The organism is Microbispora sp. H10836, from assembly GCF_012999525.1.
In the GTDB taxonomy this organism is placed as follows: Bacteria; Actinomycetota; Actinomycetes; order Streptosporangiales; family Streptosporangiaceae; genus Microbispora.
The window spans coordinates 103,315-119,002 of the sequence record NZ_JABBWU010000023.1 but is presented as its reverse complement, the minus strand read 5'-3'; the positions used below and the strand labels follow the sequence as shown (position 1 = coordinate 119,002).

The window sequence follows — 15,688 nt, the reverse complement described above, 5'->3', positions numbered from 1 at the left end:
GTCCGCGCTCGACGAGCGCGGGCCCCGACTCATGTCCGGGCAGACGCTCCCTCGTGCCGCACCTCGTCGATCCTGCAAGCACCGCTGCTCATTCTGGGCAGGTGAGCTTCCCGCGAGGGCGGATAGAGATTCAATCCTGGCCGCGAGGGAGGGCGCCGGTGCGTGGACGCCCGCCGGCATGCCGCCGGCGGAGTCGTACTCGCGCGACGCGCTTCCCTACGGCGCAGCTGTCTCAGAGCTTGTGCAGCTTTTTGTACGGGGTCGTGATTCGTTCCTGCTGCGATCGGAAATCGACGATCACAGCAACCCCATCCTCTACATCCACGACCACACCGAGACCGTACCGATCATGGGTGACCTGGTCGTTCACACTGAACTGCTCGACAGGTGGGGCAGGAGGCGGGGGCTTGAAGGGACTTGTGGGCAGGTGACGGCGGGACGCGCCGCTGGCTGGTTTCATTCCATCCAGTATGTGCTGCTCGCCGAGATGGTCACAACCAACCTGTGGTCTCGGGCCGATGACGTCGTCATCGCCGCGGTCCGCCTCGGCGGCCCGGGGGGTGACGCGAGGACCTCGGTCGGCATGCGCTCACTGCTCACGCTCGCCCGGACGGTGGACGGAACGGAGAGATCCGCCGTGCGTCACGGCCGCCATTTGTCCTGGTAGCCGCTGTGCCAGTTGTACGCCGATGCCTCCAGCTTCAGCAGGTGTTCCGCCTGGGCGTGTTCCTCGAGCGCCAGGTAGAGCTCGCCCACGAGTACGGACTCCAGGAAGTCCACGCGGTCCCGCTTCGCGGTCAGGTCCCGCTCCGCTTTGTGCGAGTCGGGCTTCCCGGCGTCCGCGGACCTGTCCACCTGGTTCAGATCCTCGGCGATGCGGGCACGCAGGAACGCGATCAACCCCTCGAACACGGCTTCCGCCTGGTGCGCACGGGCCCGGCGCGCGTCGGCCACGATCTCGCGGTAGCGGGCGGCCAGGGCGGGCTCGTCCGCGCTGGTGAGTTCCGGCCGGGGGAATCGCCGCAGGAGGGTTCCTCCATCGGCCGCCTCTTCGTCGCCGGCGGCCAGAGCGTCCCCGAGGAGCTCCGCCGCGAGCAGGGGGCGGTTGCGGACCAGCTCCAGGAGCGTCCCCCGATTGATCGTTGTCATGGCCAGGAGGTTACATGGAGTAGTCACGTGCGCGCCAAGGGTGGCCGGCGTGGCCTGAGGTGGTTTCCTTCCCTCCGGTGGAAGCTCTTTTCAACCAAGTGGGCCTTGACCACACGATCACGGGTTCGCTTCGTTCGTCGACCGGGCCTCGCGGACCATGTGGAGTCTGGTTTGTAGAGGCTGCCGTCGGGCGCAACGTCGCAGTGCACCCGACCGTGCCTCCCGGTGGGCGGCGGAACCGCGCACGACCTGACTGCCGCACCCGAGCCGACGCTGGATGCCGAGATCGCGGATCCGGCCACCGGCAGGGCGCTCGCGATGGCCGAGGCGTACTGGCCCGATGGGCTGCAGCCGGGCCAGGGCAAGCCGGTCGTGCTGGAGCTGGACCCCGAGGTGGCATGCCGGCCGAGCACGGCAGCCTCGCGACCGCCCGCAAACTGCTGCGCTAACCCGCCGTGTCGGACGGGTTCGCGGCGCTGCTCACGCCCGAAGAGGTGGAGGTCGCGCGGCACCGCCTCGGACATTTCGGCTGGAGCGCCGCCGTCGCCTGACCCGCTAGCGTTGTGGATCGTGAAGGAGCCCTCGTCGTACCTGCTGATTCTGGGTGACCGCCAGGCCATCGCCTGGGTGCTGCGCGAGCAGCGGATGGCCTTCCCGCCGACCTCGCGAACCGAGATCGGGCAGGTACGACCGGGTGACGAGCTGCTGATCTACACCACGCGCGGCGCGTACCGCAATCCGACCAGGGACAGGGGCCGGATCATCGGGCGGGCGGTGGTGACCACCGAGGTCCGGCGCTTCGACGAGCCGGTGCACATCGCCGGTCGTGACTTCCCGAGCGGGTGCGGTCTGCGAATTGACCGGCTGGCGCCGTGGGGGAGCGGCGTGGAGCTGCGGCCGTTCGTCGCGCGGCTCGACGCGTTCCCCAATCCGGCGGCGTGGAGCATCATGCTGCGCCGGGCGCTGCTCCGGCTCCCGGCGCAGGACGCCGCGCTCCTGCGGGATGAGCTGGCGCCGCTGACGGGGAGTCGTGACGCCAATCTGCCCGGGTATCTCGCCCAGGACCGTCCGCCCGTGTCCCAGTCCTCTCCTCACGCCTGAAAGGCGGCACGCGGAACGGCCGGAGACGAGTATGGGCATGAGCGCCCTGGCAGGCCACAGCGTGATTCAGGAAATGTCGTGAATTGGTCTGCTTTCGGCCTTGCGTGGCCTGTAGTCTCGTCGCCCGTGAAACAGACCATGATCGCGCTCGCCTCCGCCGTGGCCGTGGTGCTCGTCCCGGCCGCTTCCGCCGAGGCCCGCCCTGTGAAGAGCAAGAAGCTGACGCAGAACGCGCTGTACAAGGCAGGAGCCCTGCCCGTCACCACCTGTCCGGAAAAGCCCGTCAAGAAGCTCGATCCGAAATCGGCGAGAAGTTACCTCAACGGAGTCCTCGCCTGCCTCAACCGGACCTGGACGGGGGAATTCAAGGCAGCGGGACTGAAGTGGTCCACGCCCAAGGTCGTGTACGCCACCAAGGCGCCGGTGAAATTCTGTGGGGCGAAGTGGAACGACTGGGGCGGCTACTACTGTGACTCCTCCCACGTGATGGAGATCGTGCTGGACGAGGACCTCCTTGGTGCCGGCGACCTGTTCCTGTTCTTCCTGACGACCTCGCTTTACGGGGAGCACGTTCAGAACCTGGCCGGCATCACCCACGGCCTGGACGTGCTTCCTCGCAGCAACAAGGCGGAATCGGCTGAGCGGTACCGGCGACACAACCTGCAGAACTTGTGCATCGCGAGCGCCTTCGTCGCGAGTGTCTGGAAGTCCCTGCACCGTGGCCGGGAGGACTGGGACGACATGCTCTCCTATATGCGTGAGTGGGCGGGCAAGAACACCGGGAGCAGGAAGTCGATCACCTACTGGGCAGGTCAGGGCTTCGCGACCGGCGACCCCGGCGCCTGCAACACGTGGACCGCGCCGTCCGCCAAGGTGGCCTGACGGCTCCATCCCCACGGCGTCCGGAGCGCTGCAGGATGCCGCCCCCGGGTGGCGGCCTGGAACGCGTGGCGGGCAGGAGGGGCACGACCGCGTGATCACACGGTCAGCCGCCGCCGCATCCGCAGCCGGACGGGCCGCACCCCGCGCTGCCGTTGCGGGTGGTCTTGCGGCGGTGCAGCCACCACATGCTCGCGGCGGCGGCCAGCAGCAGTCCGGCCACGGCCGGCAGCGCCTGCTCGGCCAGCGCCGCGCCCGCGCTGGTCAGCAGTCCGGCACCGATCAGCACCGGCAGTGCGCAGCAGGCCGCGCACGCCAGCACCGCCAGCGCGGCGGCGACCTTGCTGCGCCGCGGCGGCTCGCCGTCGTCGGAGGGGCGGTCCTTCGACGCGTGAGCGGTGGCGGTGAGCGACACCGCGACCGGCTCCGCCGCACGCCTCGCGGGCTGCGTCGAAGAGCCCGAGGTCGGGACCGCGACCTGCGTACGGTGGTGGTCGTCGTGGGTGCTCACCGTTCAGCTCTCCTTGGGGGGCGGCCTTCGGCCAGGTCGGCGAAGGGCAGCGGGCAGTCGGGGCAGGTGCAGTGGGTCAGGCTGTCGCATCCGGCGGTGACGACCTGGGTCAGCGCGTGGCGGATCGTGGTCAGATCGGCGATCTTCGCGTCCACCTCGGCGATCTTCGCCTGGGCGCGGGCCCGCAGATCCGGGGTGGGGTGGCCACGCCTGCCGGTGTCGAGCAGTTCGGCCACTTCCTCCAGAGTGAAGCCGAGCCGCTGCGCGGCTTTGATCACCGTCAGCAGGGTGACGGTCTCGGGCGGATAGGCGCGGTGGCCGCCGGGGCTGCGTGCCGGTTCGGCGATCAGGCCTCTGCGTTCGTAGTAGCGCAGGGTCTGGATGTTGACCCCGGACTGCTCGGCCACCTGCCCGCTGCGCAGGTACGAATCGCCCGGGCCCCGCAGCACGAGGTCCTGTTTCACGCCGGCCGCCTCACTACGGCGGGCGCACCGGCGCGGCCGCCCTCGCAAGCGGGCTCGGCGCGGGCCTGCAGCGCGTCCAGCACCGCGACATGCTCGGGCGGGACCGCCACGTCCAGCGTGAGGCCGCCGCCGGCGACGGTCAGGGTGAAGGTGAAGAAGGAGCAGCAGCCGTTCTCCCGCGCGGTCAGCTCGGCCGCCCGCGCGGCGTGCTCCGGGGTGAAGACGAGTTCCAGTCGCAGCCGCTCACGCTCTTCGCGCCGGACCGCCTGGACCACCTCGGCGAACAACGCGTCGAACTCGGCCAGCCGTAGTGGCTGCTCGGCGGTGGGCAGCGTGCACGCGGACGGCACCCATCCCTGGTCGATGACGATGTCTCGGGTCATGCATCGACGGTAAGCCTGTACCTGGGTACAGGATGCAACCCCCGCCTCAGGCCGCCCCGTTCACGGAAGCGGGACCGCGCTCGACTCGCGGACGACGAGGTGGCAGGGCAGGGCGTGCCGGCCGGGGGAGGGGGTGCCGTTGATGGCGGCTAGGAGCATCTCGGCCGCCGCTCGGCCCAGCCCCTCGAGGTTCATGTCCACGCTCGTCAGCGGCGGCTGGCAGCCCTCGGTCATGACGTCCCAGTTGTCGAAGCCGACGAGGGCGACGTCCTGCGGCACCCGGCGGCCCGCGGCGCGCAGCGCGTCGCACACGCCTCGGGCGATCTGGTCGCTGCCGCAGAAGACCGCGTCGAACTCCGCCCGCCCCGCCAGCAGGATGCCGACGGCCTGGCGACCCCACGCCTCGCTCCAGCCGCCGAACAGCGGGGGCGCGGCCGGTTCGAGCCCGTCCTCCGCCAGCCGCTCCCGCGCCGCCGCGGCGCGGACCCGGGCGGAGTTGTGATGCTCCGGCCCGGTGACGTGCGCGATCCGGGTGCGGCCGACGGCCAGCAGGTGCTCGACCGCCTTGCGGGCGCCGCCCGCCTCGTCCGGGACGACCGAGCAGTCGCCGGGGTCGGCCGAACTGATGAACGCGTACACCACGGGCACGGGCAGGTCCGCGGCGATCGGCGCGCGTGCCTCGGTCCGCCGGCCGGTCACGATGATCCCGTCGACCCGGCGGCTGAGGAGCGTCCTGACGTAGTACTGCTCGCGGATCGGGTCGTCCCGCCCGTCGCAGAGGAAGACCGACATCTCCCCGGCGCCCAGCGCGTCCTCCGCGCCGATCAGGACGGGGATGCTGAACCGGCCGATCGTGTCCGTCGTGATCATGCCGACGGTGTAGGTGCGCCCCGAGTGCAGGCTGCGGGCGCCGGCGTTCGCCTCGAAACTGAGCTGCCGTGCGGCCTCCCGGACGCGCATGCGGGTCTCCTCCCGCAGTGATCCGCGTCCGTTGAGCGCTTTGGAGGCCGTGCCCACCGACACCCCGGCCAGTGCCGCGACGTCGGCGATCGTGGCGTGACGCTCCAGTTTTCCCACGTTTCCTCCACTTTCCGATGGCGTTGCCTCAGACCACTGTATCGCCGGACCGTTCCGATGTCGGTGGGCCCGTGTAACACGGGGGAAACCCGCTATTGACGACCCGGGAGGGCGTTGGTAGCTTTCCGGCAACCGTTTTCCTTATTTTCCTAGGTTTCCTTCCGCCGGGCCGTCCCCGGCGGAGTCTCGCACGTCCCGCGTCACGACACGAGAGATCAGGAATGACCCAGCAGAAGCTGTCAGACACCGCCCCGGCCGCGCCCGGCCTCGAGGCCGCCGGGCCCGTGACCCCGACTCCGGGCGCACTGTCCGCGTTGCGGCCGCTCGGCCTCGGCCAGGCCCGGTTGGGGGCAGGCGGCCTGCTCGGGCGATGGCGGCGGCGCAACGCCGAGGCCACGCTGCCGCACTGCGTGGACAACCTCCACGGCAGCGGCAACATCGGCAACCTCCGCGCCGCCGCGGGGGAGTCCGGGGACGAGTTCGCCGGCATGTGGTTCGCCGACTCCGACGTACACAAGACGCTGGAGGCGGCGGCCTGGCAGCTCGCGACCTCGCCCGAAGACGCCGGCCTGCGGTCGTTCGTCGACGGCACGACCGCGCTGCTCGCCCGCGCCCAGCGGGCGGACGGCTACCTCAACTCCTACTTCACCGTCGTCGCGCCGCAGGAGCGGTGGGCCAGGCCCGACTGGAGCCACGAGCTGTACTGCGCGGGCCACCTCTTCCAGGCGGCGGTGGCCGCGGCCCGCACCGGGGTGAGCCCCGATCTGCTGACCGTCGCCCGGCGGTTCGCCGACCTGCTGGTCGAGCGGTTCGGCCCGGACGGAGTGGAGGAGGTCTGCGGGCACCCCGAGGTCGAGACCGCCCTCGCCGAGCTGTACCGGGTGACCGGCCACCGGCCGTACCTGGATCTGGCGCGGCGCTTCCTCGACCTGCGCGGGCGCGGCCTGCTCGGCCACGGCCGGTTCGGCCCCCGCTACTACCAGGACCACCAGCCGGTACGCGAGGTGCGGGAGGTCACCGGGCACGCCGTACGGCAGTTGTACCTGCTGGCCGGGATGGTCGACGTGGCCGTGGAGACCGGCGACCTGGCGCTGCTGGACGCGGCGGAGCGGCTGTGGGCCGACGCCTTCCGCTCGCGGACCTACGTCACCGGCGCACACGGCTCGCGCCACCGTGAGGAGGCGTACGGCGACCCGTATGAGCTGCCGCCCGACCGGGCCTACGGCGAGACCTGCGCGGCGATCGCGAGCTTCCAATGGAACTGGCGCTTGCTGCTCGCGACCGGACGGGCCCGCTACGCCGACGAGATGGAACGGGTGCTGTACAACGCGGTCGCCGCCGCCGTCTCGTCCGACGGCAGGCACTTCTTCTACTCCAACCCCCTGCACCTGCGCACCGGGCACGCCAGCACGGGCGAGGAGGCGGCGGCGCGCCGCCTGCCCTGGTACTCGTGCGCCTGCTGCCCGCCGAACATCGCCCGCCTCATGGCCTCGCTGCCCGGCTACCTGTCGACCGCCGACGACGGCGGCCTGCAGATCCACCTGTACGGCGACGCCTCTCTGACCACCCCCGACGGGCGCCGAGTGGAGATGCGCACGGACTACCCCTGGCAGGGACGCGTCGAGCTGGCCGTGACCTCCGAGGCCGACGCGCCCTGGACACTCGCGCTGCGCGTGCCCGCCTGGTGCGCCGCGTATACGGTGAGCGTCGACGGGGAACCGGTTCGGGCGCCCGTACGGGACGGTTATGTCCGGGTCACCCGCGCCTGGAGGCCGGGCGCGACCGTCGTCCTCGACCTCGAGATGCCCGTCCGGCAGGTGGCCGCCCACCCACGGGTCGACGCGGTGCGCGGGTGCGTGGCCCTGGCGCGCGGCCCGCTCGTGTACTGCCTGGAACAGGCCGACCTGCCGCCCGGCACGGTCCTGGAGGACGTGCGGCTCGACCCTGCCGCCCCTGCCGTTCCGATCACACCGGGTGACCGGGAGGACCTGCCGGACGTCCCGGTCGTCCTCACCGCCCGCGGGCTGGTCGCCGACGCCGGCGATTCGCTGTACACCGCCGGACCCAGGCGGGAGCGGACGGGCACGCCGCTCACGCTCACGGCGGTGCCGTACTTCCTGTGGGGCAACCGGAGCGAGGGCCCGATGCGGGTCTGGATCCCGGTCGCCGCCGCCGGATGACCGCGGCGGGCCGGCCCCCACCGGGCCGGACCCGCCCGCATGGGGACCGTCCACGGCGTCCGCCGGTCCGGGGAGGGACGGTCCCGCTTCACCTCCTGCTCTACCCCCCACCTGAGCACAGAAAGAGCGAGGTCGTTCATGCGCAGACCCCGAAGCACGGTCCTGCTGTCCGCGCTGGCCGTGTCACTGACCACGGCGCTCGTCCCACTGGCGCCCGCCGAAGCGGCGGGCGCCACCCTCACGGTGAACGTCGCCCAGCCCTTCCGGCCCGTCACCCATGTCGCCGCCGGCGGCCTGTACGGCCTGGCGGAGAACAGCCGCCCGGCCGACTCCACACTGCTGCCGCTGAAACTCAACTCGCTGACGCAGCCCGCCCCCGGCGTGGGGCAGCGACCCAACGGCCAGCCGCCCGGAGGCGACTCCCTGCTCGTGGCCCCGCAGGCCACCCGCCTCGGCGCCGGGGAGTTCATCCGGATGCCGGACATCTACCCGGACTTCCCGTACCGGTGGGTGAGCTGGAACGACTGGCTGGCCAAGATCGACACGATGGTCCGCGCCCGTCTCAACGCGACCTCGGTGACCAACGTCATCGGCTGGGAGCTGTGGAACGAGCCCGACTGGACGTGGAACACCTCCGCCGCCGGGTCCTTCAACGACGGCTGGACGCGCACCTACCGGGCCGTGCGGGCACTGGACGCCACGACGCCGATCGTCGGCCCGAGCACCTCCTACTACAACCGCTCCTGGTTGTCGTCCTTCCTGAGCAGCGCCAAGGCCGCGGGCACGCTGCCCGACGTCATCTGCTGGCACGAGCTGGGCGATCCCACCGCCATCGCCGCGCACATCGCCGACTACCGCGCGCTGGAAAGCTCGCTCGGCATCAGCCCTCGGCGTATCTCGATCAACGAGTACGCCGCGACGAGCGAGGTGGACGTCCCCGGCCGGATCGCCAGCTACGTGGCCAAGCTGGAGCGCGGCGGCGTCGAGTCCGCGCACCGGGCGTTCTGGTACGAGTACGGCACGATGAACGGGCTGGTCGTCAACAACAGCCAGCCCACCGGCACCTGGTGGCTGTACAAGTGGTACGGCGACATGGCCGGCCGCATGGTGACCACCACCCCCGCCACCCAGACCGGGCTGGACGGCTTCGCCTCCTACGACTCCACCCGGAAGATCGTCAACGTGGTCTTCGGCAACGAGTCCGGCACCAACACGGTCCGCGTCACCGGCATCGGCGCGCTGGGCTCCTCGGTCCGGGTCACGCTGCAGTCGACCCCCGCGAGTGGCCGCTTCACCGCCGTGACCGCGCCCACGACCGTCTCGACGAGCACGTACACCGTCAGCAACGGGCAGATCAGCGTCTCGGTGCCGAACATGTCGGCGACGAGCGCCTACAACCTGGTGATCGAGCCGGTGAGCGGGGTGCCGTCCTACCAGCAGCGGTACGAGGCGGAGAACGCCGCCGTCTTCCGCGCCCAGCGGCTGACGAGCTCCAGCGCGTCCGAGGGCGGCTACGTCGGCCGCATCGACAACAACACGAGCACGCACAGCACCGACAGCTACGTCGACTTCGTGGTGAACGTGCCCACGGCCCGCGCGTACACCATGACCATCGGCTACGCCAACGCCACCGGGGCGACCGCGACACAGGGCCTGGCCTACAACGGCGGCGCCTGGACGACGGTCAGCTACCCGCCCACCGCGGCGTGGGGCCAGTTCGGCGCCACCATCAGCACCACGGTCAACCTGCGGGCGGGCTACAACGTGATCCGCCTGGCCAAGGGGTCCCCCAACTTCGCCGGCGGCACCGGCTACGCCGAGCTGGACTACATCCAGCTGACCTGAGCCGCGCCGGACATCGAAAGGAAGAACGACATGGAAAGCCTCGACAGGGGCCGGCGCGCCGCCGGCCTGGGCCTGGTGGTCCTCGCCGTCACCGGCGGGCTCACCGCGTGCTCCGGGTCGTCCGGCGGCGACGGCGGCGCCCCGGCGGGCGCGGGCCAGGCCGCAGGGGGAGGGACCTACACGATCTGGGACCCGTACCCGCAGTTCGACGACTCCTCCGACTGGGTGAAGCTGCTCACCCAGTGCGGCACGCAGGCCGGGGTGACCGTCAAGCGGACCGCCTACGACACCACCGACCTGACCAACAAGGCGCTGCTCGCGGCCCAGCAGGGCAACTCGCCGGACGTGCTGATCGTGGACAACCCGGTCGTCTCGACGCTGGCCGAGGCGGGCGTGCTGACCTCGACCGACGAGACGAAGATCGACACCTCGGCCGTCTCGCCGAACCTGCTGGCCGCGGGCCAGATCGGCGGCAAGACGTACGGCATCCCCATCGGGGCGAACACCCTCGCCCTCTACTACAACAAGGAGGTGCTGAAGAAGGCCGGGGTGGACGCGGCCGCGGTGAAGGACTGGGCGTCGCTGACGGCGGCGCTGGAGAAGGTGAAGGCGGCGGGCAAGAAGGGCATCACGTTCTCCGCCATCGGCACCGAGGAGGGCAGCTTCCAGTTCCTGCCGTGGTTCTGGGGCGCGGGCGCGAATCTCACCAAGCTGGACTCGGCGGAGGGCGTGGCGGCGCTGTCGCTGTGGACCGACTGGGTGAAGAAGGGCTACGCCCCCACCTCGGTGATCAACAACACCCAGACCACGAGTTGGCAGGAGTTCGCGACCGGCGACTTCGCGTTCGGCGAGAACGGCACCTGGCAGCTGGCCAACGCCAAGAAGACCGGTTTCGAGTACGGGATCATCCCGATCCCCGCCAAGGGCGGCGGCACCGCCCCGGCGCCGACCGGAGGCGAGTTCGTCAGCGTGCCCGTGCAGAAGGACATCGCACGTTACGTCGCCTCGCAGAAGCTGGTGACGTGCGTGGCCAGCACCGGCAACTCGCTGACCACCACGACGACGCTGTCGTACATCGCGCCGACCGAGGAGGTGCAGGCCACGCAGGTCGAGCAGAACGCCGAGCTGAAGGTGTGGGTGGAGGCGGTCAAGGCGGCCAAGGGCCGCACCAGCGACGATCTCGGCACCAAGTACCCGAAGATCTCCGAGCCCATGTGGAAGGCGATGCAGGCCGCGCTGAGCGGGTCGCAGCCGCCGCAGGAGGCGCTGACGGCCGCCCAGGCCACGGCGGCGAGCGCCGTTCAATAGGCGCGGCTCGGTAGGCGGCTCGGTAGGCGCGGCGCGCGGGCCCGGAGCATCCGGGCCCGCCCTCTCCTCAGACGAAGGAAAGCATGAAACACGCAACACAGACGCCGGCTCCGCGCGCGGGGGAGAACCGGCGGGAGCGGGTTCCGGCGCCGCGTTCCCAGGGCGCCGGCAGCGCTCACCGCGCGCCCGCACGGCGATCGGGCCAGTGGGCGGCATGGGCGTTCCTCGCGCCGATGGTGGTCTATCTGCTCGCGTTCTACGTCTATCCGCTGTACCGCAACGTCGACCTGAGCCTGCGCGACTACACGGTGCGGTCGTTCGTCCGGGGGGACGCGCCGTTCACGGGGCTCGCCAACTACGCGAAGGTCGTCCGCGACGCCACGTTCGGGCCGGCGCTGTGGCACACGGTGGTGTTCACCGTGGTGTCGCTGGCCTTCCAGTTCACCATCGGGCTCGCCCTGGCCGTGTTCTTCACCCGGAGCTTCCGGCTGTCGGCGACGTTGCGCGCGCTGTTCCTGGTGCCGTGGCTGCTGCCGCTGATCGTGTCGTCCTCGACGTGGTCGTGGATGCTCAACAGCGAGTCGGGCGTGGTCAACGCGGTGCTCGCGGCGGTGGGCATCGACCCGGTCAACTGGCTGACGTCGCCGGACTGGTCGCTGTGGTCGGTGACCATCGCCAACATCTGGATCGGGATCCCGTTCAACCTCGTCGTGCTGTACAGCGGCCTGCAGGCGATCCCGTCCCACATCCACGAGGCGGCCGAGCTGGACGGTGCGACCGGCTGGCAGCGGTTCTGGAAGGTGACGTTCCCGCTGCTGCGGCCGGTCTCGGCGATCACGCTGCTGCTCGGGCTGGTCTACACGCTGAAGGTGTTCGACATCATCTGGATCATGACGAAGGGCGGGCCCAGCGACGCGTCCACGACGCTTGCCACCTGGTCCTACCGGCTGGGCTTCGGCAACCTGCTGCCCTCCTTCGGGCCGGGCGCGGCGGTCGGCAATCTGCTGATCGTGATCGCGCTGGTCTTCGGCCTCGTCTACATCCGCGCGCAGCGAAGGCAGGGAGCGGCATGAGGGCGGCCGGGCGTGGCTGGTGGCGGACCGGCCTGGGCGTGGTGTTCACCGCGTTCATGCTGTTCCCCGTCTACTGGATGGTCAACGTGTCGTTCACCCGGGACCAGGACATGCGCAAGTCGCCGCCGTACTGGTTTCCCGTGCACGGGACGCTCGAGGGGTACCGCGCGGTGCTGGAGCAGCAGTTGCCGTACCTCGGGGTGAGTCTGGTCGTCGGGCTGGGCACCGTGGCCCTGACGCTGGCGATCGCGGTGCCCGCGGCGTACTCGCTGGCCAAGCTGCGGCCGCGCGGCCGTGGCGTGCTGGGCTTCGTGCTGCTGATCGCGCAGATGATCCCCGGTGTGATCATGGCGATGGGGTTCTACGCCATCTTCCTCGCCACCGGTGTGCTCAACACCGTGCCGGGGCTGATCGTGGCGGACTCGACACTGGCGGTGCCGTTCGCGGTGCTGATCCTCACGGCGTTCATGTCGGGCATCCCCGAGGAGTTGCTGCAGGCGGCCCGGGTGGACGGCGCGGGCGTGCTGCGGACCTTCTGGTCGGTGGTCCTGCCGGTCAGCCGCAACTCGGTCATCACGGTGTCGCTGTTCGCGTTCCTGTGGGCGTGGTCGGACTTCGTCTTCGCCTCCACCCTCGACCAGGGCGGCGCCCACCAGCCGATCACGCTCGGCATCTACCACTACATCGGCAACAACAACCAGCAGTGGAACGCCATCATGGCCACCGCGGTCGTCGCCTCGATCCCGGCCACCGTCCTTCTCGTCATCGCGCAGCGCTACGTCGCCGCGGGCGTCACCGCCGGCGCGGTCAAGGACTGAGCGCGTCCGGGAATTGAGTTAGTTGGGCAGCTGACTGAGAGTCGACAAGCGGATCCGCGACCGCTACGGTTGCTCCAAGTAAGTCAGCCAACTAACTTATTGGAGCGACGATGATTGTCGTGACGGGCGCCACCGGGAACGTCGGGGGCCGGTTGGTCGCGTTGCTCGCCGCCGCGGGCGAGCGGGTGACCGCCGTCTCCCGGCGGGCCGCCGAACTCCCCGAGGGGGTACGCCATGTGCGGGGCGACCTGGAGGACCCCGCCGGGCTGAAGGACGCCTTCGACGGAGCGGACGCACTGTTCCTGCTGGTGGCCGGTCAGGACCCGCGGGCCGTCCTCGACGCCGCCCGGGCCGGCGGGGTAGGCCGGGTCGTCCTGCTGTCCTCCCAGGGGGCGGGGACCAGGCCGGAGTTCTACCGCCACCCCGCCGCCTTCGAGGACGCGGTGCGCCGGTCCGGCCTGGAGTGGACGATCCTGCGTCCCGGCGGCTTCCACTCCAACGCCTACGCCTGGGCCGAGTCCGTCCGCGGCGGCCGTACCGTCGCCGCTCCGTTCGGCGACGTCGGCCTGCCGACCGTCGACCCGGGCGACATCGCCGAGGTCGCCGCGGCCGTCCTGCGTGAGGACGGGCACGCGGGCCACGTCTACGAACTGACCGGGCCCGCGCCGACCACTCCGCGGGAACGCGCGGCGGCGATCGGGGCCGCGCTGGGCACGCCGGTGCGGTTCGCCGAGCAGACCCGGGAGGAGGCGCGGGCGCAGATGCTGCACGTCATGCCCGAGCAGGTGGTGGAGGGGACGCTCGCCATCCTGGGGGAGCCGCTGGAGGCCGAGCGGAGGGCCGGTGCGGACGTCGAACGCGTCCTCGGCCGCGCTCCCCGGTCCTTCGCCGACTGGGCCGTACGCAACGTGGCCGCCTTCCGGTGAGACCGGCCGGATCACGCACTTCGACATCTGAGAGGAATCCGTCGTGCCCGTTCAGAGTGTGCTCGGCGCAACCATCCACTATCGGGAAGCCGGTTCCGGGGCGCCGATGGTCTTCCTGCACGGCAACCCCACGTCCTCCTACCTGTGGCGGCACGTCATGCCCGCTGTCGGCGAGGGCCGGCTACTGGCGCCCGACCTGATCGGCATGGGTGGTTCCGGCAAGCCCGGCATCGCCTACACCTTCGCGGATCACGCGCGCTATCTGGATGCCTGGTTCGACGCCCTCGACCTTCGCGACGTGGTCCTCGTCGGCCACGACTGGGGCGGCGCCCTGGCCTTCGACTGGGCCTCCCGTCATCCGGATCGCGTGCGGGGGATCGCCTTCACCGAAACCATCGTCAAGCCGATGACCTGGGAGGAGTTCCCCGAAGGGGGCCGGGAGCTGTTCGCGGCCATCAAGACCGAGGGCGTCGGCGAGAAGATGATCCTCGACGACGACGCGTTCATCGAACAGGGGCTGCCGGGGACCGTCGCCACCCCGATCGACCGGAGCGACCTGGCCGTCTATCGCGAGCCGTTCCCGACGCGGGAGAGCCGCCTCCCGCTGCTGCGGTGGGCGCGCTCGATGCCGCTGGGCGGCGAGCCGGCCGACGTGGTGGCACGCGTGGAGGCGTACGGCGCGTGGCTGGCCGCCAGCCCGCAGGTGCCGAAGCTGCTGCTCGCCTTCGCACCCGGACCCGGCACGATGATGCACCGGGACATGATCGACTGGTGCGCGGCCACCATGACCGGCCTCGAGATCCGCCGGTACGACGTGGTCGCGGGGCACCACACCCCCGAGGATCATCCGGAGCTGATCGGCAGGGCCGTCGCGGATTGGGTGAGGACGCACGGGCCGCGAGAGCTCTGAGCCTGGAAGTTTCACCGGCGCCCCGCGCGCGGCCGGGCTTGACCAGGGGAGTCGGAGATGTTGTCACGCCGGGGTTTCCTCGACGGGCTCGCGGTCCTACGGTGACCCCACTCCCGGCGTCGAAGGTTTCGGACCGTCGAAATGCCGTCGAAGCGCTTCGACGCCGCGGATTCGACGGCGCCGCCCGCCGCGGGCGGCGCCGGAAGGGACTACGGCGGAGAGGAAGACCATGCTCAGAACGCTGCGTCTGCTCGTCTCGGCATCGACGCTCATGGCGGTCGTCGGGCTGCTCGCCAGCCCGGCCCAGGCGGCCGTGTGGTCCTCGTCGGACCAGTGGGGCACCTGGACCAACGGCGGCTACACGCTCTACAACAACATCTGGGGCGGCGGCGCCGGTCCCCAGACGATCTGGGCGAACTCGTACAGCAACTGGGGCGTGTGGGCGAACCACCCCAACACCGGCGGCGTCAAGTCCTACCCCAACGTCAGCCGGAACGTGAACCGGCGCATCAGCGCGCTGCGCTCGGCGACCAGCGGCTTCAACGTCACCGTGCCGAACGGCGGCGCGTACACGGCGGCGTACGACATCTGGTGCGACGGCCACACCTACGAAATCATGCTCTGGATGAACAAGTACGGCCCGGTCGGGCCGCTCGGCTCCCGGCAGACGAGCGTGACGGTCGGCGGCCACAGCTGGGACGTGTACCGCGGCTCCAACGGCTCCAACCAGGTGTTCTCGTTCGTCCGGCGGGGCAACGCCACCTCCGGCACCGTGGACATCAAGGCGGTGCTGACCTGGCTCAGGACGAACAACTGGTTCGGCGACGTGACTCTGGGCGACGTCCAGTTCGGCTACGAGATCACCTCGTCGAGCGGCGGGATGGACTTCCGCACCAACGGCTACTCCCTGACGGTGAGCTGACGAATCTCGGCAGGAACCGCGGCGGGCCACGGGTGCCGGTCGGAACTGTCGGTGCCCTCCAATACGGTCGTCTCGGCACGCGGAGCCCCGCCCGCGATCTGGCGGGCGGGACTCCGCGATCGGGCGGGTGCGTCACGGATTT

At 70.7% G+C, this 15,688-nt stretch carries 16 protein-coding genes; 11 read left to right on the top strand and 5 right to left on the bottom strand.

Going from position 1 to position 15,688, the window contains the following annotated elements:
• Positions 1-178 precede the first annotated feature (178 nt).
• Positions 179-667 carry a hypothetical protein gene (locus tag HHX30_RS33045; RefSeq protein WP_169987033.1) on the top strand — a complete coding sequence of 163 codons (489 nt, stop codon included), beginning with the start codon at positions 179-181 and terminating at the stop codon, positions 665-667.
• Here HHX30_RS33045 and HHX30_RS33040 read toward each other — a convergent pair.
• A complete protein-coding gene (locus HHX30_RS33040; RefSeq protein ID WP_169987031.1) occupies positions 643-1,149 on the bottom strand; it encodes a hypothetical protein in 507 nt (168 codons plus the stop codon). The two genes, HHX30_RS33045 and HHX30_RS33040, sit on opposite strands and share 25 nt — an antisense overlap.
• 570 nt (positions 1,150-1,719) lie before the next feature.
• Here HHX30_RS33040 and HHX30_RS33035 point away from each other — a divergent pair.
• A complete protein-coding gene (locus HHX30_RS33035) occupies positions 1,720-2,250 on the top strand; it encodes a hypothetical protein (RefSeq protein ID WP_169987029.1) in 531 nt (176 codons plus the stop codon).
• A 126-nt stretch (positions 2,251-2,376) separates the two neighbouring features.
• Positions 2,377-3,132, top strand: coding sequence for a neutral zinc metallopeptidase (locus HHX30_RS33030; RefSeq protein ID WP_169987027.1), 756 nt, complete (start codon positions 2,377-2,379; stop codon positions 3,130-3,132).
• A 103-nt stretch (positions 3,133-3,235) separates the two neighbouring features.
• Here the strand turns inward: HHX30_RS33030 and HHX30_RS33025 are convergent, their stop codons facing one another.
• The 4 genes from HHX30_RS33025 to HHX30_RS33010 are packed head-to-tail and all read right to left on the bottom strand — an operon-like array spanning position 3,236 to position 5,564.
• Positions 3,236-3,640 carry a hypothetical protein gene (locus HHX30_RS33025; protein ID WP_169987025.1) on the bottom strand — a complete coding sequence of 135 codons (405 nt, stop codon included), beginning with the start codon at positions 3,638-3,640 and terminating at the stop codon, positions 3,236-3,238.
• Positions 3,637-4,104, bottom strand: a complete 468-nt coding sequence (locus tag HHX30_RS33020) for a MerR family transcriptional regulator (RefSeq protein WP_311922968.1) — start codon at positions 4,102-4,104, stop codon at positions 3,637-3,639. The genes HHX30_RS33025 and HHX30_RS33020 overlap by 4 nt, the downstream gene beginning before the upstream one ends.
• Positions 4,101-4,487, bottom strand: a complete 387-nt coding sequence (locus tag HHX30_RS33015; RefSeq protein WP_169987023.1) for a hypothetical protein — start codon at positions 4,485-4,487, stop codon at positions 4,101-4,103. The genes HHX30_RS33020 and HHX30_RS33015 overlap by 4 nt, the downstream gene beginning before the upstream one ends.
• A 60-nt stretch (positions 4,488-4,547) precedes the next feature.
• Positions 4,548-5,564, bottom strand: a complete 1,017-nt coding sequence (locus HHX30_RS33010; RefSeq protein ID WP_311922967.1) for a LacI family DNA-binding transcriptional regulator — start codon at positions 5,562-5,564, stop codon at positions 4,548-4,550.
• Between the two features lie 221 nt (positions 5,565-5,785).
• Here HHX30_RS33010 and HHX30_RS33005 point away from each other — a divergent pair, with 221 nt between their 5' ends.
• The 8 genes from HHX30_RS33005 (at position 5,786) to HHX30_RS32970 (ending at position 15,546) form a co-directional block, all read left to right on the top strand.
• Complete coding sequence (locus HHX30_RS33005) at positions 5,786-7,744, top strand: glycoside hydrolase family 127 protein (RefSeq protein ID WP_169987021.1); 1,959 nt, start codon at positions 5,786-5,788, stop codon at positions 7,742-7,744.
• Positions 7,745-7,882: 138 nt separating this feature from the next.
• Complete coding sequence (locus HHX30_RS33000; RefSeq protein ID WP_211592936.1) at positions 7,883-9,589, top strand: hypothetical protein; 1,707 nt, start codon at positions 7,883-7,885, stop codon at positions 9,587-9,589.
• Between the two features lie 30 nt (positions 9,590-9,619).
• The gene (locus tag HHX30_RS32995) at positions 9,620-10,897 is read left to right on the top strand and encodes an extracellular solute-binding protein (protein WP_169987019.1); all 1,278 of its coding nucleotides are present in this window, start codon (positions 9,620-9,622) and stop codon (positions 10,895-10,897) included.
• An 83-nt stretch (positions 10,898-10,980) separates the two neighbouring features.
• The gene (locus HHX30_RS32990; RefSeq protein WP_169987017.1) at positions 10,981-11,970 is read left to right on the top strand and encodes a carbohydrate ABC transporter permease; all 990 of its coding nucleotides are present in this window, start codon (positions 10,981-10,983) and stop codon (positions 11,968-11,970) included.
• Positions 11,967-12,788, top strand: coding sequence for a carbohydrate ABC transporter permease (locus HHX30_RS32985; RefSeq protein ID WP_169987015.1), 822 nt, complete (start codon positions 11,967-11,969; stop codon positions 12,786-12,788). Before HHX30_RS32990 ends, HHX30_RS32985 begins: the two co-directional genes overlap by 4 nt.
• Positions 12,789-12,898: 110 nt before the next feature.
• Complete coding sequence (locus HHX30_RS32980; protein ID WP_169987013.1) at positions 12,899-13,714, top strand: SDR family oxidoreductase; 816 nt, start codon at positions 12,899-12,901, stop codon at positions 13,712-13,714.
• A gap of 43 nt (positions 13,715-13,757) precedes the next feature.
• Positions 13,758-14,624, top strand: coding sequence for a haloalkane dehalogenase (locus HHX30_RS32975; RefSeq protein WP_169987011.1), 867 nt, complete (start codon positions 13,758-13,760; stop codon positions 14,622-14,624).
• A gap of 169 nt (positions 14,625-14,793) precedes the next feature.
• Positions 14,794-15,546 (top strand): GH12 family glycosyl hydrolase domain-containing protein, encoded by a 753-nt coding sequence (locus tag HHX30_RS32970; protein WP_311922969.1) that lies wholly within the window; start codon positions 14,794-14,796, stop codon positions 15,544-15,546.
• Positions 15,547-15,688: the final 142 nt, after the last annotated feature.

What these genes read in the sequence shown, in the direction of transcription:
- HHX30_RS33015 (WP_169987023.1), bottom strand. Translation starts at nt 4,487, where the DNA reads ATGACCCGAGACATCGTCATCGACCAGGGATGGGTGCCGTCCGCGTGC.
- HHX30_RS32985 (WP_169987015.1), top strand. Translation starts at nt 11,967, where the DNA reads ATGAGGGCGGCCGGGCGTGGCTGGTGGCGGACCGGCCTGGGCGTGGTG.
- HHX30_RS33045 (WP_169987033.1), top strand. Translation starts at nt 179, where the DNA reads ATGCCGCCGGCGGAGTCGTACTCGCGCGACGCGCTTCCCTACGGCGCA.
- HHX30_RS33005 (WP_169987021.1), top strand. Translation starts at nt 5,786, where the DNA reads ATGACCCAGCAGAAGCTGTCAGACACCGCCCCGGCCGCGCCCGGCCTC.
- HHX30_RS32995 (WP_169987019.1), top strand. Translation starts at nt 9,620, where the DNA reads ATGGAAAGCCTCGACAGGGGCCGGCGCGCCGCCGGCCTGGGCCTGGTG.
- HHX30_RS33040 (WP_169987031.1), bottom strand. Translation starts at nt 1,149, where the DNA reads ATGACAACGATCAATCGGGGGACGCTCCTGGAGCTGGTCCGCAACCGC.
- HHX30_RS32980 (WP_169987013.1), top strand. Translation starts at nt 12,899, where the DNA reads ATGATTGTCGTGACGGGCGCCACCGGGAACGTCGGGGGCCGGTTGGTC.
- HHX30_RS33000 (WP_211592936.1), top strand. Translation starts at nt 7,883, where the DNA reads ATGCGCAGACCCCGAAGCACGGTCCTGCTGTCCGCGCTGGCCGTGTCA.
- HHX30_RS32990 (WP_169987017.1), top strand. Translation starts at nt 10,981, where the DNA reads ATGAAACACGCAACACAGACGCCGGCTCCGCGCGCGGGGGAGAACCGG.